The sequence below is a fragment of the Breoghania sp. L-A4 genome (genome assembly GCF_003432385.1).
GTDB lineage: Bacteria > Pseudomonadota > Alphaproteobacteria > Rhizobiales > Stappiaceae > Breoghania.
The window spans coordinates 2327533-2349300 of record NZ_CP031841.1 but is presented as its reverse complement, the minus strand read 5'-3'; the positions used below and the strand labels follow the sequence as shown (position 1 = coordinate 2349300).

The 21768-nt window shown below is 65.4% G+C and carries 20 protein-coding genes and 1 pseudogene; 5 read left to right on the top strand and 16 right to left on the bottom strand.

What is annotated here, in order from left to right; translation table 11 throughout:
* Positions 1–10 precede the first annotated feature (10 nt).
* The 5 genes from D1F64_RS10840 to D1F64_RS10820 are packed head-to-tail and all read right to left on the bottom strand — an operon-like array spanning position 11 to position 4814.
* A complete protein-coding gene (locus D1F64_RS10840) occupies positions 11–757 on the bottom strand; it encodes an ABC transporter ATP-binding protein (RefSeq protein WP_117412461.1) in 747 nt (248 codons plus the stop codon).
* Positions 750–1733: a branched-chain amino acid ABC transporter permease gene (locus tag D1F64_RS10835; protein ID WP_248304724.1), complete on the bottom strand. Its 984-nt coding sequence runs from the start codon at positions 1731–1733 to the stop codon at positions 750–752. The genes D1F64_RS10840 and D1F64_RS10835 overlap by 8 nt, the downstream gene beginning before the upstream one ends.
* Positions 1734–1738: 5 nt before the next feature.
* Positions 1739–2611 carry a branched-chain amino acid ABC transporter permease gene (locus tag D1F64_RS10830; RefSeq protein WP_117412459.1) on the bottom strand — a complete coding sequence of 291 codons (873 nt, stop codon included), beginning with the start codon at positions 2609–2611 and terminating at the stop codon, positions 1739–1741.
* 58 nt (positions 2612–2669) lie between these two features.
* Positions 2670–3902 (bottom strand): ABC transporter substrate-binding protein, encoded by a 1233-nt coding sequence (locus tag D1F64_RS10825; RefSeq protein ID WP_205470732.1) that lies wholly within the window; start codon positions 3900–3902, stop codon positions 2670–2672.
* A gap of 57 nt (positions 3903–3959) precedes the next feature.
* A complete protein-coding gene (locus D1F64_RS10820) occupies positions 3960–4814 on the bottom strand; it encodes a GntR family transcriptional regulator (RefSeq protein ID WP_117412457.1) in 855 nt (284 codons plus the stop codon).
* Between the two features lie 95 nt (positions 4815–4909).
* Between D1F64_RS10820 and D1F64_RS10815 the strand changes: the two genes are divergently transcribed.
* A complete protein-coding gene (locus D1F64_RS10815; protein ID WP_117412456.1) occupies positions 4910–5476 on the top strand; it encodes a nuclear transport factor 2 family protein in 567 nt (188 codons plus the stop codon).
* Between the two features lie 4 nt (positions 5477–5480).
* On the opposite strand, the pseudogene doeB reads toward D1F64_RS10815, so the two are convergent.
* From doeB to D1F64_RS10765, 10 genes and pseudogenes are all read right to left on the bottom strand, one after another.
* Positions 5481–6520 (bottom strand): annotated as a pseudogene (doeB, locus tag D1F64_RS10810) (N(2)-acetyl-L-2,4-diaminobutanoate deacetylase DoeB).
* Between the two features lie 3 nt (positions 6521–6523).
* On the bottom strand, positions 6524–7717 hold the full coding sequence (gene doeA, locus D1F64_RS10805; protein ID WP_117412455.1) for an ectoine hydrolase DoeA: 1194 nt from the start codon (positions 7715–7717) through the stop codon (positions 6524–6526).
* Positions 7718–7755: 38 nt separating this feature from the next.
* Positions 7756–8748 (bottom strand): ectoine utilization protein EutC, encoded by a 993-nt coding sequence (gene eutC, locus D1F64_RS10800; RefSeq protein WP_117412454.1) that lies wholly within the window; start codon positions 8746–8748, stop codon positions 7756–7758.
* Entirely contained in the window at positions 8745–9737 is a 993-nt protein-coding gene (gene eutB / locus D1F64_RS10795; RefSeq protein WP_117412453.1) for a hydroxyectoine utilization dehydratase EutB, read from the bottom strand. Before eutB ends, eutC begins: the two co-directional genes overlap by 4 nt.
* Positions 9734–10540: an ectoine utilization protein EutA gene (gene eutA / locus D1F64_RS10790; RefSeq protein WP_248304723.1), complete on the bottom strand. Its 807-nt coding sequence runs from the start codon at positions 10538–10540 to the stop codon at positions 9734–9736. The genes eutB and eutA overlap by 4 nt, the downstream gene beginning before the upstream one ends.
* Positions 10537–11196 carry an ectoine/hydroxyectoine ABC transporter permease subunit EhuD gene (gene ehuD, locus D1F64_RS10785; protein ID WP_117412452.1) on the bottom strand — a complete coding sequence of 220 codons (660 nt, stop codon included), beginning with the start codon at positions 11194–11196 and terminating at the stop codon, positions 10537–10539. The genes eutA and ehuD overlap by 4 nt, the downstream gene beginning before the upstream one ends.
* 2 nt (positions 11197–11198) lie before the next feature.
* The gene (gene ehuC, locus D1F64_RS10780; RefSeq protein WP_117412451.1) at positions 11199–11858 is read right to left on the bottom strand and encodes an ectoine/hydroxyectoine ABC transporter permease subunit EhuC; all 660 of its coding nucleotides are present in this window, start codon (positions 11856–11858) and stop codon (positions 11199–11201) included.
* Positions 11859–12134: 276 nt separating this feature from the next.
* Positions 12135–12980 carry an ectoine/hydroxyectoine ABC transporter substrate-binding protein EhuB gene (gene ehuB, locus D1F64_RS10775; RefSeq protein WP_117412450.1) on the bottom strand — a complete coding sequence of 282 codons (846 nt, stop codon included), beginning with the start codon at positions 12978–12980 and terminating at the stop codon, positions 12135–12137.
* A 73-nt stretch (positions 12981–13053) separates the two neighbouring features.
* Positions 13054–13851 carry an ectoine/hydroxyectoine ABC transporter ATP-binding protein EhuA gene (gene ehuA / locus D1F64_RS10770; protein WP_117414548.1) on the bottom strand — a complete coding sequence of 266 codons (798 nt, stop codon included), beginning with the start codon at positions 13849–13851 and terminating at the stop codon, positions 13054–13056.
* Between the two features lie 135 nt (positions 13852–13986).
* Positions 13987–15372: a PLP-dependent aminotransferase family protein gene (locus tag D1F64_RS10765; protein WP_117412449.1), complete on the bottom strand. Its 1386-nt coding sequence runs from the start codon at positions 15370–15372 to the stop codon at positions 13987–13989.
* Positions 15373–15461: 89 nt separating this feature from the next.
* On the opposite strand from D1F64_RS10765, the gene D1F64_RS10760 reads away from it, so the two are divergent.
* The 3 genes from D1F64_RS10760 (at position 15462) to D1F64_RS10750 (ending at position 18985) form a co-directional block, all read left to right on the top strand.
* A complete protein-coding gene (locus D1F64_RS10760; protein WP_117412448.1) occupies positions 15462–15956 on the top strand; it encodes an Lrp/AsnC family transcriptional regulator in 495 nt (164 codons plus the stop codon).
* A 137-nt stretch (positions 15957–16093) separates the two neighbouring features.
* Positions 16094–17590 (top strand): NAD-dependent succinate-semialdehyde dehydrogenase, encoded by a 1497-nt coding sequence (locus D1F64_RS10755; protein WP_117412447.1) that lies wholly within the window; start codon positions 16094–16096, stop codon positions 17588–17590.
* Positions 17591–17605: 15 nt separating this feature from the next.
* Complete coding sequence (locus D1F64_RS10750) at positions 17606–18985, top strand: aspartate aminotransferase family protein (protein WP_117412446.1); 1380 nt, start codon at positions 17606–17608, stop codon at positions 18983–18985.
* A gap of 89 nt (positions 18986–19074) precedes the next feature.
* Here the strand turns inward: D1F64_RS10750 and D1F64_RS10745 are convergent, their stop codons facing one another.
* Positions 19075–20031, bottom strand: a complete 957-nt coding sequence (locus tag D1F64_RS10745; protein WP_248304722.1) for a LysR family transcriptional regulator — start codon at positions 20029–20031, stop codon at positions 19075–19077.
* Between the two features lie 116 nt (positions 20032–20147).
* Here D1F64_RS10745 and D1F64_RS10740 point away from each other — a divergent pair, with 116 nt between their 5' ends.
* Positions 20148–21767, top strand: coding sequence for an ABC transporter substrate-binding protein (locus D1F64_RS10740; RefSeq protein WP_117412444.1), 1620 nt, complete (start codon positions 20148–20150; stop codon positions 21765–21767).
* Position 21768: the final 1 nt, after the last annotated feature.

Below are 21768 nucleotides of genomic sequence, written 5' to 3'. Positions count from 1 at the left end.
GGCGCTGACCTCAAGCATCGGCTGCCTCCCGCGCCGCGATCCGCGCCGCCATGCCCTTGCCCAGATAGGCCTCGATGACCCGCGGGTCGCTGACCACGTCACGCGGCGCGCCTTCGGCGATCAGTTCGCCCTGGTTCAGCACCCAGGTGTGTTCCGACAGGCTCATCACCGCCTGCATCACGTGCTCGATCAGCACGATGGTGACGCCCGCCTCGCGGATCGCCTGGATCACCGGGATCACATCGCGGATTTCGGACGGGTTCAGCCCGGCCAGCACTTCATCGAAGAGGATCAGCTTCGGGTCCGTCGCCAGCGCCCGGGCCACCTCCAGTCGCTTGCGTCCGGCCACCGTCAGCGAGGCGGCGTCCATCTCGAGCCGGTCGCCAAGCCCCACCTGGCGCGCCACGGCTTCCGCCTTTGCGAGCGCGTCACGGCGTGACTTGATGCGCAGATGCGCGCCCACCGCGATGTTCTCGCGCACGCTCTGGCCCGCGAAGGGCTGGACAATCTGGAACGTCCGGATCATGCCGCGGCGCGCGATGGCGTCCGGCGCCATGCCCGTGATGTCCTCACCCAGAAAACTGACGGAGCCCGCGTCGGGCTTGTGAAATCCGGTGATCAGGGCGAACAGCGTCGTCTTCCCCGCGCCGTTTGGGCCGATCAGCGACGTGATCCTGCCCTCCGGCACGCTCAGCGTCACATGGCTGGAGGCGTGAACGCCGCCAAACGACTTGCAGATGTCGCGAACCTCAAGCATGGCGCGGCTCCGGTCGGGCGGCGGATTTGTCGCGCGGCTTGCGCTGAAGCTTGCCGATCAGACCGGCGAAGCCGCGCGGCATGAACAGCACCATGCAGACCAGCAGCACGCCATAGAGCACCAGCGATATGCCCGGCACGTCGCCGATGATCCAGCGCGTCACTTCCGAAAGCGCATGCAAGGCGGCGGCGCCCAGCAGCGGGCCGAACAGCGTTCCGATGCCGCCGACGATCGGCACCAGGAGGCTTTCGATCGACACGGCGGCGCCATAGGCGATGTGCGGATCGAGATAGAGGAAATACTGCGCGTAAAAGACGCCGGCGAGACCGGCGAACAGGCCGGAGAGCACGATCGCGCCCATCTTGACCCGGAACGCGTTGACGCCGAGCGCGCGGGCCGCGTCCTCGTTGTCGCGCACCGCCATGAGCTGGGCGCCGAAGCGCGAATTGCCGATCCACCATACGGTGAGACAGGCGGCCAGCGTCATGGCCCAGATCAGCCAGAAGAATCCGTGCTTGCTCGCGAACTGCAGGTTGGCCGCCCCCACATCCAGCGGGATGAGGATGCCGACGCCCGCGCCCGTGAAGTCCAGCGAATTGGACAGGATGCGCAGCACCTCGGCAAACGCCAGCGTCACCAGGGCGAAATAGGAGCCGCGCAGCCCATAGCGGAAGGTCGAGAAGCCGATGATCGCGGCGACCAGCATGGCCATGGCGCCGCCGGCCGCGAGCCCGATCCAGGGATTGACCCCGAGCTGAACCTGCAGCACCGCGACCGTATAGGCGCCGGTGCCGAAATACGCCGCGTGGCCGAAGGAAAACTGGCCGCCGTAGCCACCGAGCATGTTCCACGCCTGGCCGAGCAGTGCCGCGTAGAGCGTCATGATGACGATGTTGAGCCAGGAATCCGTCGTGATGGCGAAAGGCACTGTGCCGATCAGCGCGAAGACCAGGGCGAGAATGGCAAGTTGGCGCATGGAGGTCATACCTTGTGACCGAGCAGGCCGGTCGGCCGGAAAATCAGCACCCCGATGAAGATGACGAAGATGCCGATCTGACCGAGACTTTCGCCGAGAAACAGCCCGCCCAGCGCCTCGACGACACCGATGATCAAGCCGCCAATCAAGGCGCCGACGAACGAGCCCATGCCGCCGAGGACCACGATGGTGAAGGCGATGAGAACGAAGCCCGTGCCCACCTGCGGATTGACGTAGTAGCTGGGCAGAAGCAGGCAGGCGGCGACGCCAAGACAGGCCACGCCAAGTCCGAAGCTCATGGCGAAGACGTGGTTCGTGTCGATGCCGACCAGTTGCGCGCCCTTGCGCTCCTTGGCGAGCGCGCGGATGGCGCGGCCAAGGTCGGTCTTTGACATCAGCAGCCACAGCAGGGCTGCGGTGACGAAGGCGCCGATGAAGGCGAAGACCTTGGGCAGCGGCAGGAAGGCGCCGAAAAGCTCGACGACCTCGAAGGAATACGGCGTGTCGACCACCCGCGTGTCCGACTTGAACACGAACAGCGACAGGTTCTCGATGATGATCGCCAGCCCGAGGGTCACCAGAAGGATGTTCTCGTCGCGGCCGTGGCTGGCGCGGCTGATGATGCCGCGCTGCAAGGCGTAGCCGAGAATGAACATGCCCGGCGGCACGATCAGCAGGGCGACGTATGGATCGATGCCGAACTGCACGTTGAGATAATAGACCGCGTAGAGACCCACCATCAGCAACGCGCCATGCGCGAAATTGATGATGTGCAGCACGCCGTAGATCAGCGTCAAGCCGAGCGCCACCAGCGCGTAGAGCGCACCGGTTGTGAGCCCGTTGAGCACCGACGGAATGAGAATTGAAAGCTCGATCATGATCGACCCGGGCTGGAATGGGCCCGGCGGAGCACCGCTCCGCCAGGATGCCTGCGTGTCAGGACGGCATCGGGAAGACGGGCTTCGCCGAGGCGTAGGCCTGCGGGAAGATCACCTCGATGTCGCCGTTCAGCACCTGGGTGTTGACCGGCTGGGCGCCGACATTCTGACCGTCGATCATACTGGTCGGACCATAGGGCATGTAGGACATGTCCAGGGTGGAGGACGCCAGCGCCGCGTTCACCGCTTCGGAGTCGGTCGAGCCCGCACGTTCGATGGCGTCGGCCAGCGCCACGACGGCGTTGTAGGCGAGGAACACCTCATAGGTGTAGATCAGGCCCTTGGCTTCCGCCGCCGCCTTGCGCGCCTGCGCCACGTCCGATTTCGGATTGAACCAGTGGTTGCAGTCCATGATGTATTCGGCGGCTTCGGGGAACTCGTGCACGAACTTGTAGTTCGACGCGGCGCCACCGAGCACCGAATAGATGCCCTTGGCCTCGACGCGCTGCTGGCGCAGCGTGCGGGCAAGCAGCACATATTCGTTGTAATAGTTCGCCGGGATGATCAGATCCGGCTTCTTGGCCTTGATCTGCAGCACGATGTTGGTGAAGTCGCGCGTCGGGTTGGCGTGCTTGATGACATCGACGACCTCGATCCCCTTGCCCGGCAGTTCCTTCTGCAACAGACCCGCGGTGCCCGTGCCGAACAGCGATTCCTCATGGATGATCATCGCCGTCTTCGCCGGCGTATCGGTCATGGCGTTGATCGCGGCCAGATTGTCGACGGCGAATTTGGCGATCACGCCATAGCCCGGACCGAAGCGGAACGTATTGGACAGCCCGCGCTGCACGATTTTGTCGGAAACGCCGACATCAACCACATGCGGCGTGTTGGTCTTGGCCGCTTCCTGCGAGGTCGCCAGCGAGATCGCGGAGGAATAGCCGGCGACAATGCCCGTGACACCCGCTTCAGCCATCTTGGTCACCTCGGCCGCGCCGATATCCGGCTTGCCCTGGCTGTCGGCGAGCATCGCCTCGATCCTGGCTCCACCGAGCGACTTGATGCCGCCGGCCGCATTGATGTCGGCAATCGCCATCATCGCGCCTTCGCGGCACTGGCTGCCGGAAAAGGCGATAAAGCCGGACACCGGATGGATCAGGCCTATCTTCACCGGAGCGGCCTGCGCACGCAGGACGGCCGGAAAGCCGGTGAGGCCGACGCCGAGAGCGGCGGCACTGGTTGCGAGGAAGTCGCGGCGGCGCATTCCGCCCGCCCCTGTGGTATCGGTCATGACAATCTCCCGTAAATTACTGGTCTGCGCTCGGTAGTCCCCGGTGTTCCCACTGTCTTATCCATCACCGGCGGGGACCGGCGATGACTTCAAGGTTGCCCACCGCATGCCTTCTTGTTCGCGCACTCGGCGCATCGACATTTCAAAGCGGTAGACATCCGGGCGATACAGCACCCGGAGATACTCGACAGGTCTCTCCGACCCGTCACACACAACGCGCCTGACCTCGATCAGCGGCCCGCCGGCGGGCATCGACAGCGCGCTGGCGACCTCCGGATCCGCGACGGTCGCCGAGATCGTCTGGCGCGCGGAGGCGACATCGACGCCGGCCATCTCAAGCAGGTGCAGAAGCGGCTGGGCGTCGAGATCGTCGCGATCAAACTGGCTGCCGATTTCAGCCGGCACGTAGGTCACGAGATAGGACATCGGTTCGCCATCGAGGCTGCGCACGCGCACCGCGTGCTGCACCTCGGTGCCAGGCTCGATGTCCAGCGCATGGGCGATGTCCTCACTGGCCGCGACATAGCCGAAAGCCAGGACACGCGCCGTCGTCGAGATTCCCATGAGCGAGATATTTTCAAGCCAGCCCTCGATCGACGAGGTGACGGCGGGCGCCGGGGGGCGCTTGATGACCCGCGTGCCGCGGCCGCGTTCGCGCACCACGAGACCAGCGTCGGCGAGCTCGTTGAGCGCGCGCTTGGCGGTGATCCGCGAGACCCGGAATTCGGCGGCCAGATCCTGCTCGCCGGGAACAAGACACCCAGCGATCAGGTCGCCGCCGTAGATGCGGTTGCGGAGGATCAGGAAAATCTGGTGATACAGCGGCACGCGGGTGTTGGCGTCGAGACGCCCGTAGGGCCAGCCGGCCGTGCCGTCCGTGGTGTTCGCGTCGTTGGGGTCCGCACCGGCCATCGCATGTTCTCGCTGTTTGCGGATCTAATGGTATATCCTTATACCATTATGTCAATTGTGCTCATGAAACATTTCTTCGTGCAAGGAGGAACACAATGCCGGTCATCCGCATGACGCTGATCGAGGGATATGACGACGAAACAAGACGGACGCTCGCAACCCGCCTGACGGATGCCGTCCGCGCCACCATCGCGGCGCCGCTCGACGGCATTACCGTTGCGATCGAGGAGGTGAAACCCACAAGCTACATGCGCGGCCGCGTCTCGCGGACGCCGGGGCCGCCCCTGCCCGGCGCCACGGACCTGGTACGGGACTTTCTCCGCGCGATGCAGGCCCGGGATCTCGATGCGGCAAGAGACTGTCTCGCCGACGGGTTCCGCATGACGTTTCCCGGCGGCGCGGTGTTCACGACGCTTGAGGAGCTCGTGGCGTGGGGCGCGCAGCGTTATCGCTTCGTGACGAAGACCTATCAGGGCTTCGACGAATGCTTCGGTGAGACCGGCATGGTCGTCTATTGCTTCGGAACGCTGTCCGGCGAGTGGCCGGACGGCACAGCCTTCTCCGGCATCCGCTTCATCGACCGATTCACCACCGATGGGGGCAAGCTCACGGAGCAGCGCGTCTGGAACGACCTGGCAGAAAGCCGGGCGACGCCGTCCTGAGAGCTTACATCTCGTCCGAGAATACCGCCACGACAGAGGCGCAGTCGCCGGATTTGATCAGGCCCGGGAAATGCCGCGCCGCCAGCACGCCGGAAAGTTTGGCGCGAATGTCATGTGACGGGCGTCCGGTGCGGGTGATCGAATGTACGCGGGCGATGACGTCGCCCTTGGTCACGCGCTCGCCAAGATCGACCATCGTCTCGTAGAGGCCCTCGTCTTCGGAAAACGAGAAGCAGTCGACGGACGGCATGTCGAGCCAGCGCGTCGGCTTGCTCTGAACGGGACCGGCGACGATGCCGGCGTGCTTGAGCACATTCATGACCCCGAGCCGCGCGATGCGCACCGTTGCGGCGCGCGCCGTGCCGCCGCCGCCCAGTTCCGTGGTGACAAACACCTTGCCCTGTTCCTCCGCCGCCGTGTCGTACATGCCGATCGCGTCGATCTCCAGCATGCGCGCCGAATAGGGCGCGGAAAACGCCTCGACCGCCGCCATCGCGCGGGCTTCCAGCTCCTTGTCCTCGAGCACATGAGCCGCGCAGAAGGGCAGGAAATCGAGCGTGCGGCCGCCGGAGTGGAAATCGAGCACGATATCGGCCATCGGCAACAGGTGACGCTGGAAATAGTCGGCGATCTTTTCCGTCACCGTGCCGTCGGGCTTGCCCGGGAACAACCGGTTCATGTTGCCCTTGTCGACCGGCGAGGTGCGCGTGCCGAGCTGAAAAGCGGGATAATTCATCGCAGGGACGATGATCACCGTGCCGTTCACCTCCTCCGGCTTCAGCTTCGCCGCCAGATCGTAGAGTGCCAGCGGCCCTCGTATTCGTCTCCGTGGTTGCCGCCCGACAGCAGCGCCACCGGGCCGGAGCCATTCTTGATGACGCAAACCGGAATCATCACGGACCCCCAGGCGGAATCATCGCGGGAATACGGCAGGCGCAATAGTCCATGCTGCAGGCCGTCGCGGTCGAAGTCGACGGTGGGCGAAATCAGCGACGGACGCAGCATCGGGGTCTGCAGGGGGGCGGAGTCGTGGGATGACGGCATGGTCTAGTCCTTCACGAAGAGCTGGCGCGGCACGTCCGCGAGGCAGTCGACGCCCGTCTCGGTGATCAGGAGGGATTCGGTGATTTCCAGGCCCATGTTCTCGAGCCACAGTCCGGTCATGAAATGGAACGTCATGCCCGGTTCGAGCACGGTCCGGTCGCCCGGGCGCAGGCTCATGGTGCGCTCGCCCCAGTCGGGCGGATAGCTGAGCCCGATCGGGTAGCCGGTGCGGTTGTCCTTGGTGATCCCGTATTTCTTCAGCACGCCGAAGAAGGCAAGCGCGATGTCCTCGCAGGTGTTGCCGGGCCGGGCCGCCTCGAGCCCCGCCTCCATGCCTTCCAGCGTCGCCTTCTCCGCGTCAAGGAACTCCTGCGTCGGCTTGCCGAGAAACACGGTGCGCGACAACGGGCAGTGGTAGCGGTTGTAGCAGCCGGCGATCTCGAAGAAGGTGCCCTCATTGGCCCGCATCGGCTTGTCGTCCCAGGTGAGATGCGGCGTGGAGGCATCCACGCCGGAGGGCAGCAGAGGCACGATGGCCGGGTAATCGCCGCCGATGCGGCCCTGCGGCGTGTCCACACCCCGCGTGCCTGCATCATAGATCTCGGCGACCAGATCGCACTTGCGCATGCCCACCTCGATGGTGTCGAGAATGCGCGCATGCATTGCTTCCACGATGCGCGCCGCATTGCGCATGTAGACGATCTCGGTGGGGCTCTTCACCGCGCGCTGCCAATTCACCAGGGCGGTCGCATCGATAAACCGGGCGTTGGGCAGATGCTTGTTGAGCGACGCGAAGGCGGCGGCGGAAAACCAGTAGTTGTCCATTTCCACGCCGATGATGCGGTTGCCCCAGCCCCGGCCGGTCAGCACCGTGGAAAGAAAATCCATCGGGTGACGCTCGGTCGACTGCACATAATTGTCGGGATAGCTGACGATGTTGTCATGCTCGAGATAGGTGGTGCGTCTGGCGCCATTTCCGTCCTGACCGCGGCCAAACCACACCGGTTCCCCGTCCATGGCCACGATAACGGCCTGATGCACGTAAAAGGACCAGCCGTCATAGCCGGTGAGCCAGGCCATGTTGGACGGATCGCTGACAATCAGCAGATCAATGCCCTTGGCCACCATGGCCTGGCGGGTCTTGGCAAGGCGCGCGGAATATTCCTCTCGGGAAAACTTCAAGACCGGACCCGTCATGGGCGTAATCCTATTCAATGCGGCGCTCGGGCCGCGTGTCAGTTATCGAAAATCGTTCCAGCGGCCGCGGCCGCCGCCCGGTCGCGCGCCAGCGTCGCGATCGCCGTGTCCTGCACGCCCGTTCCGGTCAGATCCGCCACAGTGATGGCGTCGACTGACAAGCGACCAGGCTTGAGACCGGCGATGATCTGTCCGAGTTCCGCGAATTCGGCATCGGCAGGAACAAGCCCCGCCTCAATGGCGTGGTGCAATTCACCCAGCCGCCGCGTCTGCGACAGACTGTCGGCGACGTAGATGTCGGCGCCGGCGACCAGGGCCGGATCAAGCTCGTTCTTGTGCTCCGCGTCCGAGCCCATGGCCGTGACGTGGGTGCCGCGCGCAAGCCAGTCCGCGCGCAGCAGCGGCGTCTCCGATGGCGTGGTGGTCACGACGATGTCGGCGCCATCGACGGCGGCTTGCGGATCGGCCCCGGCTTCAACGGCAATGCCGAGCCGGGCGGTGAGTTCCATCGCCTTGGCCTGAGCCTTGACCGCGTCGCGCGCCCAGATGCGGGCCTCGCGGATCGGCCGCACCAGCATCAGGGCCTCGAGCTGCAGCCCCGCCTGAACGCCGGCGCCAAGGATCGCGGCAACGGACGACTCCTCGCGCGCCAGATGCCTGGCGGCGACGGCGCCGGCGGCGGCCGTGCGCACGTCGGTGAGATAACCGCTGTCGAGCAACAGCGCCTCGACCATGCCTGTTTTGGCGGATAACAGCACCATCAGCCCGTTGACGCTGGGCAGGCCCAGCGCCGGATTATCGAAGAAGCCTGGCGAGATCTTGATGGCAAATCCATCGACGCCCGGCACATAGGCGGTCTTCACGTCGACCTCGCCGCGAAATTCCGGAATGTCCAGCCGCAGGATCGGCGGCATCACGACAGGCAAGGTCGCCAGCGCCCGGAAGGCGTTCTCCACGCAGCTTACCGCGTCGAGATCGAGCGGCACCAGCGTGCGCAATTCGGCCTGGGTGAGAATGGACATGCGGCTCATGCGCCCGCCTCCGCCAACGCGTCATCACAGACAATGGCGCGATGCGCCGCCATGTCGATGTTGCGGCCCGACAGCAGCAGGACGATCGGCCTATCGCTTGCGATCCTGCCGGCAAGCAACGCCGCGATGCCGACGGCGCCGGCGCCTTCCACAATCTCACGCTCCTGAACATAGGCGTGGCGGATCCCCGAAGCGATCTCCTCTTCCGTCAGCAGCACGACCTCATCGACCAGCGCGCGGCAGATGCCGAACGTATGCGCGTTGTCGAGACCAATGCCGCCGCCGAGCGAATCCGCGAGGCTTTCCAGTTCCTCGACCTGCACCGGATGACCCGCCGCAAGACTTGCGTGCATCGCCGCGCCGCGTTCCATGGACACCGCGATGATGCGGATGTCCGGCCGCAGGCTCTTGGCCGCCACCGCGATGCCGCTGATCAACCCGCCGCCCGACAGCGGCACGATGATGGTCGCCGCATCCGGCACATCCTCGAGGATTTCCAGCCCCAGCGTGCCCTGCCCGGCGATGATGTCTGCGTGATCGAACGGCGGCAGCATGACGAGCCCGTCCTCCGCCACAAGCCGGTCCACCTCGAGCTGCGCCTCGTCCTGGCTGGCGCCGATGATCCGCGCTTCCGCGCCGAGCTGCCGGATCGCCTCGCGCTTGTTCTCGGGCACCAGGCGCGACATGCAGATGACCGCGCGCGCGCCGGCGCGTTTCGCGGCATGAGACAAGGCGCGGCCGTGGTTGCCGGTCGACGCCGCGGTCACGCCGCGCGCCTTCTCCGCATCCGACAGCCTTGCCACGGCATTGCTGGCGCCGCGCAGCTTGAAACTTCCGGTGATCTGGCGATGCTCCAGCTTCAGATGAACCGGCACGCCGGCAAGCGCGCTCAGACTTTCCGACGCGACCGTCGGCGTGCGTTCGATCATCCCCGCGATGCGCTCGCGCGCCGCTTCGATATCGGCAAGCGTCACGGAGAGCGCTGTCATGAGGCGTCTCGCAGTGGAGGATCGAGTGGCAGGGTCATCAGGCGGCCGTGCTCGGGCCGTGGCGTGTCGTCGCCGCACAGGCGCAGGCAGTTCCAGGCGGTGGCGAGATTGCTGCCGACCACCGGCTTGCCGATCGCCGCCTCGATCGCGGGGGCTGCGAGCGCGGCGCGCACCGCGGTGCAGGAAATGAACAGCGCATCAGAGTTCGGCGCCATTGCCTCTTGCGCGAGCTCCACGAGCGAGGCGGGCGAGATCCGCGCCATCACCCGGTCGTCGTCCAGCTCCAGGCACGTGAAGCGCGCGATGTCGAAGCCGTGGCGGGCGAAATACTCCGCCATCGGCCGGCTCGTCTCTTTCGTATAAGGCGTCAGGACGCTGATCCGGCGCGCGCCCAGCGCCCGCAAGCCGCGCACGGCCGCCATCGGCGGCGTGATGACGGGCACGCCGGGCCGGGCCGCGTGGATTGCCGCCTCCACCGCCGCGTCGCCGATGACGGCGGAGGCGGACGTGCAGGAATAGCAGATCGCGTCCAGCGCCTCGCCAGGCAGGATCAATTCCGCGCCCCGGGTCAGCTCCGGCTGCATCGCGCGCAGGTTCTCGGGCGTCGTGGGATTGGCGTAAGCGATGCGGCTGACGTAGACACCGATCCGATCGCTCGCCACCATGCGCGCGTAATCCGGTTCCGTGGTGTGATCCGTTGCCAGGATGATCAGCCCGACACGCTTTTCATGCGTGCGCGCGTCAAACACGGGTGGCGTGCCGCTGACCCGTATCGACTGCCCGGAACCGCTCCGCGTCATCATCGCTCTATCCGTCCATACCGGCGCTCCAGCCAACGCAGTCCGACGACGGAGATGAGGCTGATCGTCAGGAAGAAGGCTCCCACCAGGGTCATTGGCTCGATATAGCGATAGCTGGAGTTGGCCACGCTCTTGGCCTGATTCATCAGTTCCAGCACTGTAATCACCGACAGCAGCGGCGTCTCCTTGAACATGGCGATAAAATAGTTGGCGAGCGCCGGGATCATCGGCGGAATGGCCTGCGGCAGGATGATGTTCGTCCAGGTCTGGCCGGCGCTCAGGTTGCAGGCCTTTGCCGCCTCCCACTGTCCTGTGGGAACATTCTCGATTCCGGCACGATAGACCTCCGCGGTGTAGGTGCCGTAGTGCAGCCCCAGCCCGATGACGCCGGCCACCAGCGGAGACAGCAGGATTCCGGCATCCGGCAGCACATAGAAGATGAAGTAGAGCTGCACCAGAAGCGGCGTGCCGCGAATGAACTCCGCCGCGAAACCGATCGGCCGGGAAATCAGCCGGTTCGGCGAGCGCCGCAGCAGGGCGATGACCAGACCGACCGCCGCCGCCAGCACGGAGCCGAGAAGCGTCGCCAGAATAGTGATCTTCACCCCCTCGATGAGGGTCGGCATGATCTGCCAGACAAAGGCCCAATCCCATTCCATGCTCAGCTCCTCACGCCATCCAGGCCACGCGCCAGATGCCGCTCGAGCCCCCGCACGCCCCAGGAAATGGCCAGCGCCATGAGAAAGTACAAAATCAGGATCGACCCGAAGGGTACCAGGGTGTTGCCGGTCTGGGCCCGGACCACCTGGGCCTGGAATGTCATGTCGGTCAGCGAGATCAGCGAGACGACGGCGGTCGCCTTGAGAAGCTCGATGGCGTTGTTGCAGAAGGTCGGCAGCATGACGATGAAGGCCTGCGGCAGGATGACATGGCGCATGCACTGCCAGCGGCTGAGATTGACCGCCACGCAGGCCTCGTACTGCTCGCGCCCGACGGACTGGATCGCGCCGCGCACCACCTCCGCGCCATAGGCGCCGACATTGAGCCCCAGCGCCAGCACGCCGGCCTGCAGCGGCGTCAGGGTGACTCCGGCAAACGGCAGCACGAAATACGCCCAGAACAACTGCACGAAGATCGAGGTGCCGCGGAAGAACTCGATGTAGGCGGTGGCCAGCGAACGCACCGCGAAGAAACGCGACAGGCGGCCGAGACCCGCGATGAACGCCATCGCCAGGGCCAGCACACTGCCCATCAGCGTCAGCTCGATCGTCACCAACGCGCCCTGCAGGATCAGCCCGATATATCCGGTCCAGTCGATCATAGAAGCCTCACGTTACCGGAACCGCTGAAGGCGGTGCCTGTCGCGCCTGTCAGGACTTGCGGCCCATCCTTCGAGACGGGCCTGTCGGCCCTCCTCAGGATGAGGTTGAATGTGTCGCGCTTTCCCGGTGCCGCCCCGGTCTGCCTCATCCGGGGACCTCATCCTGAGGAGCCCGCGCTTGCGGGCGTCTCGAAGGATGGGCCAGGCACGCCGCGCGGACCGATCCGATAGCCGGGGCGATCCGCGGATCGCCCCGGAGTATTGGTTCCGGCGTTACTACTTCGCGGCGCAGAGCTTTTCGCGCGAGGTCGACATCGCGGCGGCGGCCGAGAAGCCGTAAGGCTCGATGATCTCCGCGAATTCGCCCGACGCCTTCATCTTGGCGAGCTCGACGTCATAGGCGTCGCGCAGCGCCGTGTCCTGCTTGCGGAACGCCGTGCCGTCGCAATAGACGGGCGCGCCCTCGACCGGTGCGAAAACCTCGATGCTGTCGTCGCCCGACTTCTTCTTCAAATCGTTGAGCGACAGAACCGGCAGCGAATAGACCGTGATGCGGCCGTCCTGCAGCATCTTCAGGCCCGACTGGCCGTCCGGCACCACGATGACGCGATCACGCGGCACGCCGGCTTCCAGCGCCGCCTTCTCTTCGGTGCCGCCGCCCGGCGCGCCGATCGTCGCGGCCTCGTCCTTGGCGATATCGGCAAAGCTCCTGTAGCCGCCCGGATTGCCCTTCTTCACGAGAAACGCTTCCGCGTCGCACAGGATCGGCTGCGAATAGGCAACGGCCGCGCAGCGCTCGGGCTTCATGAACAGCCCCGCGGTGACCGCGTCGTGGCGGCCGGCCTGCAGACCGGGGATCATCGCGCCATATTCGGAGATCGAAGCGACGATCTCGTCGATGCCGAGGCGTTTGAACACCGCGCGGGCAACATCGGGGGCGGCGCCCGAGACCTTGCCGTCGGCGCCGACCGCGGTGTACGGCGGCTCGTTGGCGATGGCCACGCGGGCAAAGCCCTGTTCCCTGAGATCCTCGAGCTTGTCGGCGAGAGCCGGCTGTGAGACGGCCATGGCGGCCATCAGGGCGAGGCCGGCGGTTCCGGCCAGAATTCCAAACGTCTTCATCTGATTGTTCTCCTCTGATGATGCAGGTAAGTGGCGCGGCTCGGCGGCTGCGCCGGTTGTGCGGGGCCAAGCCTCAGACCCGGTGTCCCGCCGCAATGATCTTCTTCAGGAAGCTCTGGGTGCGTTCCTGCTTCGGGTTGGTGAAAATGTCGTCGGGCTTGCCTTCCTCGACGATCTTGCCGCCGTCGAAAAACAGCACCCGGTCGGCAAAATCATGCGCAAAGCCCATTTCGTGGGTGACCAGCAGCATGGTCATGTCGGTTTCATCCGCGAGCCGGCGCATGACGGAGAGAACCTCCTCCACCAGTTCCGGATCGAGCGCCGAGGTCACCTCGTCGAACAGCATGATCTTCGGCTGCAGGGCGAGCGCGCGGGCGATGGCGATGCGCTGCTTCTGGCCGCCGGAGAGTTGCGCGGGCATCGCCTTTGCCTTGTCCGCCATGCCGACCATGTCGAGCAGTCCCATCGCCTGCTTTTCCGCCGCCTGACGCGAAACGCCCTTGGTCAGCATCGGCGCCAGGGTGATGTTGTCGATCACCGACTTGTGCGGAAACAGATTGAACAGCTGAAAGACCATGCCGATCTTCTGCCGCATCCGCGTCAGATGCTTCTCGTCGGCGGGCACCAGCTTGCCCTGGCGCTCCATGTGATAGAGCTCCTCGCCATCGATCTGGATATGCCCGGCGTCGATACGCTCAAGCGTCATCAGGATGCGCAGGATCGTCGTCTTGCCCGAGCCGGACGGGCCGATCAGCGCGAGCTTTTCACCCGGCATGACCTGCATCGACAACCCGTCCAGAACCGTGACATCGCCGAAGCTCTTGGAGATGGAGTCGATTGATATGATCGGCGAGACATTTGGCGCGGACATGCAGCGCTCCAGCTGGAGAAACCGAAGCACTGACGATGCGAAAGTTACCAAATCATGTCAATGATCAAAATAGTATCAGTACAATTATTGAATTCCCGCACAGATATCATGCGCCGGCGCTCAAATTCCGGGCAATCAGATCGCCAGCAACGGCATCTCCGGATCGCCCAGCAGAAGTTTTGCGATCATCCCGAGCCCGGCCCGGAGTTCGTCCTCTCCGGTGGAGCCCAGGGCGACGCGCACCGCCGGCTGCGTGCCGCCGTCGGCCACGCGGAACGACTCGCCCGGCGCGACCGCGACACCGAGCAGCCGCGCCTGGGCGACGAACCCGGCCTCCGTCCGCTCGCCGCGCAGCGGCAGCCACAGATGCAACGCGTCGCGATGGCTGCGGTAGCGAACGCCCTGCAGCACCTCGGCGGCAATCGCCTGGCGGCGGCGCAGGGCCGCGCGCTGCCACATCATGAGGTCCAGGGCGGTGCCGTCCAGCACCCATTGCGAGGCGATGTCGGCCACCATCGGCGTGGCCATCCAGTTGGTCACCAGATGCCGGTTGGTGGCGGCGGCGACATAACGGTCGGGGGCCGCGAGATAACCGATGCGCAGGCCCGGCACCGTAATCTTGGTGAAACTGGTGATATAGATCGTGCGTTCGGGCGCGATTGCGGCGACCGGCGGCGGACGGTCCTCGACAAGCGGGCCCAGGACGTCGTTCTCGATGATCGCGATGTCGTGCTGGCGCGCGACCGCCGCCAGCGCCTCGCGGCGCGCCTGGCTCATCAGGACGGCGCGCGGATTCATGACCGAGGGCTGCAGGAACACGGCGCGGATGTCGTGACGCCGGCAGGCCGCGTCGAGCGCCTCGGGGATCATGCCGTCCTCGTCGACAGCCAGCCCATCAAGATTGAAGCCCAGATAGTTTGCCAGCGGCCGCAACGTATGGTGGCCGACGACTTCCATGGCGACGGTCGACCCCGGCGGTGCGACACTCATCAACGCCACCGTCATGCCCGCCGTCGCGCCGTTCGTCACCGTGACGTTCTGTGTGGAGGCCTCGATGCCGCAGCGGCGCAGCCACTCCACCGCGACGGCGGCATGGCGCGGGAAGACGACGTTGGGCCGGAACGACAGCGCCGAATTCGCAGGCAGGTTTTCGGCAAGCCAGCCAAGCCCCTGCTTCAGCCGCTCATGGTGCATGGCCTCGCAGACCGGCTTGAGGATGGACAGATCGATGACCTCGCCAAGCCTCTCCGGCAAATAAGGCGGGTCCGGCTCGCGGCGCATCGTCTGGACGAAGCTGCCCCGGCCGATCTCACCGGATACCAGGCCTCGCCTTATCAAGTCCTCATAGGCGCGGCTCACCGTCTGAACGGAAAGGCTGAGTTCATGCGCCATCTTGCGCTGCGGCGGCAAACGCTCGCCGTTCGCGAGCTTGCCCTCATGGATCGCGCGGGCGATCTGGTCTGCGAGCGACAGATACGCCGGACGCCGCAACAGGGTGGGATCGGGACTCCAGAATGTCATGACTTATATGAGATCAAAATCAGTGCAATTGACAATCAAAATCTCGCGGCATCATGGTGATGCGGACAACAGTGCACGGAACCATAGCAATGACCGGCCTCAAGCTCGACCCGATCGACCTGCGCATTCTCGAGGCGATCCAGCGCGACGGGCGCATTACCAAGCTGGCGCTGGCGGAAAAGGCCGGGCTCTCGCCCACCCCGTGCTGGATGCGGCTGCGCAAGCTTGAAAAGGCGGGAATCGTGGCGGGATATCATGCCCGGGTCGCCATGCGGGTGATCGCGCCCGTGGCCACCGTGCTGATGGAGGTGACCCTGGGCAACCACCGTCAGGCGGATTTCGACCGGTTCGAACACGCGATCCGGGACGTGCCCGAAGTCACCGCCTGCTGGTCGGTCGGCGGCGGTGTCGACTATGTGCTGAAAATCATGGCGCGCGACATCGACGCCTACCAGCGGCTCGTCGATTCCCTGCTTGACCGCGAGATCGGCATCGACCGCTACTTCACCTACATCGTCACCAAGACGGTGAAGGAGGAAACCGTGCTGCCGGTGGCCGCGCTGCTGCCCACCGCCAACTCATGAAGCCTGCACTGCGGAGACATCGTCTCCGTCAGCCTCTCAAAACAGACAATCTCTCTGCCTGCACGCCGTCCAATAGCCTCTCTCTCCTGCGCAACGGGTCTATTTCTCTTCTACCATCCGAACCCGGGAGATTCTGCATGACCGCGTTGTTTGCCCGACCCAACCGCCACGCCGCGCTGGACCGCCTCACCGATCGCCGTCTGCTGCGCCAGCTCGCCTATGTCGGCGGAAGCTGGACCGCGAGCGGCACCGCCGCGCATTTCGAGGTTGCCGATCCGGCCAGCGGCGACACGCTCGCCTGGGTCGCGGCGCTCGACGCCGAGCAGACCAGCCACGCCATCGACGCGGCATCGGATGCGTTTCCGGCCTGGAAGGCCATGCTGCCGCAGCAGCGCGCGACGATCCTGCGCGCCTGGTTTGATCTGATCCTCGCCGCCAAGGAAGACCTGGCGCTGCTGATGACCCTGGAACAGGGGAAGCCACTTTCGGAGTCGCGCGGCGAGATCGACTATGCGGCGTCCTTCGTCGAGTGGTACGCGGAAGAGGCCAAGCGGATGAACGCCGAAGCCGTCACCAGCCATCTGCCGAACGCGGAGATGTCCGTGCGGCGCGAGGCGCTGGGCGTCGCCGGCATCGTCACGCCGTGGAACTTTCCCTGCGCCATGCTCACCCGAAAGGCGGCGGCGGCGCTGGCCGCCGGCTGCACCGTCGTCGCGCATCCCTCGTCTGAGACCCCGCTGTCAGCGCTGGCGCTTGCCGAACTGGGCGAACGCGCAGGGCTGCCCGCCGGGGTCTTCAACGTGGTGACCGGCAACGCGGCGACCATCGTCGGCCGCCTGTGCGAGGACACCCGCGTGCGCGTGATGAGTTTTACCGGCTCCACGGACATCGGCCGGCTGATCGCCGCACAATGCGCGCCCACGATGAAGCGGCTGGTGATGGAACTCGGCGGCCACGCGCCGCTGATCGTGTTTGACGACGCCGACATCGGCAAGGCGGTACGGATCGCGGTGGACGCGAAATTCGCGACCTCGGGCCAGGACTGCCTCGCCGCAAACCGCATTTATGTCGCACGGCCGGTCTATGATCGCTTCGCCACGGCCTATGCCGAGGCAATCGCCGCGCTCAGGGTCGGTCCCGGGCTGGATGAGGCCACCGACATCGGCCCGCTGATGCATGGCCGCGCGGTGGCCAAGGTGGAAGCGCAGATCGCAGATGCCCTGGCGCATGGCGCGCGGCTGCTCACCGGCGGCAACCGGCACCCGGCGGGACCGTTGTTCCTCACGCCGACGCTGCTGGCGGACGTGCCCGACGAAGCGCTGATCATGCGCGAGGAAACATTCGGCCCCGTCGCCGCCATCGCGCCGTTCGACACCGAAGACGAGGTGATCGACCGGGCGAACGCAACGGAATACGGCCTCGTCGCCTATGTGGTGAGCGAAAACGGCGCGCGTCAGCGGCGCATGGCGCACGCACTGGACTTCGGTATGGTGGCCGTCAACCGCGTCAAGATCACCGGCGCGCCGATCCCCTTCGGCGGCGTCAAGCAGTCGGGCATGGGCCGCGAGGGATCGCGGCACGGCCTGGAAGCCTTCACCGACCTCAAATACGTCTGCGTCGACACCGCAGCCTGACACAAGGAAACCATCATGCTCGACCGCTCGAACGAACTGACCGCTTGGGACCGGGACCACTTCTTCCATCCCTCGACCCACATGGGGACGCACGCGCGCGGCGAGAGCCCGACCCGCGTCATCGACAGCGGCGAAGGCGTCTACATCACCGACAAGGCGGGCAGGACAAGCCTCGACGCCTTTGCCGGGCTCTATTGCGTCAACGTCGGCTACGGCCGCCAGAAGATCGCCGACGCCATCGCCGAGCAGGCGAAGTCCCTCGCCTACTACCACGCCTACGTGGGCCACGGCACCGAGGCCTCCATCACGCTTGCCAAGATGATCATCGACCGCGCGCCAGCCGGCATGAGCCGCGTCTATTTCGGCATGTCCGGCTCGGACGCCAACGAGACCAACATCAAGCTGATCTGGTACTACAACAACGTGCTGGGGCGGCCGGAGAAGAAGAAGATCATCTCGCGCTGGCGCGGCTATCACGGCTCGGGGATCATGACCGGCTCGCTGACGGGTCTGGAGCTGTTCCACAACGCGTTTGATCTGCCGCGCGCGCCGATCCTGCACACCGAGGCGCCCTACTACTTCCGCCGCGAGGACCGCTCCATGTCCGAGGAGCAGTTCTCGCAAGCCTGCGCCGACAAGCTGGAGGAAATGATCCTGGCGGAAGGCCCGGAGACGGTCGCCGCCTTCATCGGCGAGCCGATCCTGGGCACGGGCGGCATCGTGCCGCCGCCGGCTGGCTATTGGGCCAAGATCCAGGCGGTGCTCGACAAATACGACGTGCTGCTGGTCGCCGACGAGGTCGTCACCGGCTTCGGCCGCCTCGGCACCATGTTCGGCTCCGACCACTACGGCATGAAGCCGGACCTGATCACCATCGCCAAGGGCCTGACCTCGGCCTATGCGCCGCTTTCGGGCGTCATCGTCGGCGAGAAAATGTGGAACGTGCTGGTGCAGGGCTCCGACAAGCTGGGCGCGCTGGGCCACGGCTGGACCTATTCAGCGCATCCGATCTGCGCGGCGGCCGGCATCGCCAATCTCGAACTGATCGACGAGATGGACCTGGTGACCAACGCGGGCGAGACGGGCGCGTATTTCCGCGCGGAGCTCGCCAAGGCGGTGGGCGGTCACGCCCACGTCGGCGACGTACGCGGCAACGGCATGATCGCGGCTGTGGAATTCGTCGCGGACAAGGACGACCGGGTGTTCTTCGATGCCTCGAAGAAGATCGGCCCGCAGGTCGCCGCGGCGCTCGGCGAGCGCGGCGTCATCGGCCGCGCCATGCCGCAGGGCGACATTCTGGGCTTCGCGCCGCCGCTGTGCCTGACCCGCGAGGAAGCCGACATCGTGGTGAGCAAGGCGGCCGAGGCGATCGACAGCGTCTTCGCGTCGCTGTAACCGAAACCGCACGACAGACCTGGAAACCGGCGGGCGCTCCTGATGGGCTCGCCGGTTTTTTTGCGCGCGCATCGAGCAGCCCGCCGCCCTCAGGCGAAGGCGCGCAGCGAGTTGGTGAGCTGGTTGGCGAAGCGCGCCGAGGCGACGGGCAGCGTGCGGCCCTTCATCTGACCCAGCAGCAGATGGCCGATGGGCACGTCGCGCGTCGAAATTTCGCGGAAGATGACGGAACGGTCCGGCTTCTCCTCAAGCCCGATGGGGATCTGGAAGCCTACCGCCTTCTCGTGGATCACATAGTGGCGGATCAGGTCGAAGGAATCCGTTTCCACGATGGGCGACAGGCTGCGCGAGGAGCCCTTCGCCGCGATCTCCAGCAGATGCCGCACGCCATAGGGCGCCGCGGGCAACACGTGGTTGTGGTCGAGGCAGTCGCGCAGCCGGATGGTCTTCTTCTCCGCCAGCGGATGGTCGGCGGCGATGACGATGTAGACCGGCTGCGGCACCGAATAGAGCACCTCGAAATCCACCATGTGCACGGGCTCGAACACCAGTGCCAGGTCGCTTGAGAAGGTCGCGAGCTCGTGCTCGGCCTGCGCCCGGTCGCGCACGTTGACCGAGAAGGTGACGCCCGGATGGTCGCGCCGGTACTGGGCGATCTGGCTGGGCAGGAAATAGGGCGCCGCTGCCTGGGAGCAGGCCACGGAGACGTGGCCGCGGCGCACGCCCGACAGGTCCGAGACCTGCGAACGGATCCACTCCATGTCCGAGATCTGGCTGCGGATGTGCAGCAGAATCAGCTCCCCGGCCGCATTCAGCCGCACGCCGCGCGGCAGCCGCTCGAAGATCTCGTAGCCGAATTCGCGCTCAAACCCCTGAATGCGCCGGTTCAGGGCCGAGGCGGTGATGTTCATATCCTCCGCCGCACGCCGGATCGACCCGGCCCGCGCGACCGCCTGAATCAGACGGAATGTCTGTAAGTGTTTCAACTCAAATCCTTTATTCGGTACCGCTGCATCTGATGCACCGCTTTTGTGAAAAAATAGCATTAGAAGTACACGCTCCAAAACAGCAATCTTGCGGAAACGCCGTCCGGGACCTCCATCCCGCGTTGCCCGACGGCGCATGCGCCTCCAGACCTCGACCTTCCGAAAGGATTGCCCCGATGACAGTTAAGACTTCCCGACGCCAGTTCCTGCAGCTCGGCGGTGGCGCGCTCGGCGCCTCCATGCTGCCCTTCTCCATGACGCTTCCGGCCATGGCCGCGGGCAAGGACACGCTCGTCACGGTGATGGGTCAGACCATCAACAGCCTCGATCTGCACCGCACCGGCACCAACCGGCCGAGCTACCAGATCGCGGTCAACTGCTACGACCGGCTGGTCTCCTTCGGCACCAGGACGACGCCCGACGGCGGTCTGTCCTATGACTATTCCACCATCGTTCCGGAACTGGCCGAGAGCTGGAGCTTCTCCGACGACGGCCTGGAGCTGACCTTCAAGCTGAAGCCGGACGCGGTGTTCCAGGACGGCTCCCCGGTGACCGCCGAGGACGTGAAATGGTCCTTCGACCGCGCGGTCTCCGCCGGCGGCTTCCCGACCGTGCAGATGAAGGCCGGTGCGCTGACCCGTCCCGACCAGTTCGTGGTCGTGGATGAGAAGACCTTCCTGGTGAAGCTGGACTTCCCCTCCAAGCTGACGCTGCCGGATCTGGCGGTGCCGGTGCCCTTCATTCTCAATTCCAAGATCGCCAAGGAACACGCCACCGCCGACGATCCGTGGGCAATGGAATACGTGCACAAGAACACCATCGGCTCCGGCGCCTTCAAGGTGGTCCGCTGGAATCCGGGCGAACAGGTGGTCTACGAGCGCAACGATAAATGGACCGGCGGTCCGCTGCCGGCGGTCAAGCGCGTGATCCTGCGCGAAGTGCCGAGCCCGGCGACCCGCCGCGCGCTCATCGAGCGCGGCGACGTGAACCTGTCGTTCAACATCCCCAACAAGGACGCCAAGGAACTGGAGAGCAAGGAAGGCGTCAGCGTCTTCTCCACACCGATCGAGAACGCCATCCAGTGCGTCGGCCTGAACACCACGTTCGAGCCCTTCCAGGACCCGGACGTGCGCAAGGCGGTGGCCTATGCGATCCCCTACGAGCAGATCTTCCAGACGGCGGCCTACGGCCGCGGCGCGCCGATGTGGGGCGGCAAGGCCGAGATCGACAGCATCGAGTGGCCGCGCAAGTCGCCCTATTTCACCGACCTCGACAAGGCGCGCGAACACCTTGAGAAATCCGCCTTCGCCAAGGGGTTCGAAGTGCCCTTCTCGATCGATCTCGGGCAGTCGGACTGGATGGAGCCGACGGCGCTGCTGATCCAGGAAAACCTTGCCAAGCTGGGCATCGCTTCCGAGATCGACAAGATCCCCGGCGCCAACTGGCGCACCGCCTCGCTGGTCGAAAAGCGTCTGCCGCTGCATCTGGAAAACTTCGGCGGCTGGCTGAACTACCCCTGCTACTACTTCTTCTGGGCCTACAAGAAGGGGCACCTGTTCAACTCCTCGAACTACGAGAACGCCGAGATCGAGCAACTGGTCGACGAGACCCTGCATCTGGACGTGGACGACCCGGACTACGCACCCAAGGTGATGCGCATGTTCGAGATCGCCTTCGAGGACCTGCCGCGCATCCCGCTGTGGCAGCCGGCGCTGAACGTCGCCACCAACGGCGCGACGGACTACGAGTACTGGTTCCACCGCCAGCTCGACATCCGCTCGCTGAAGAGCGCCTGAG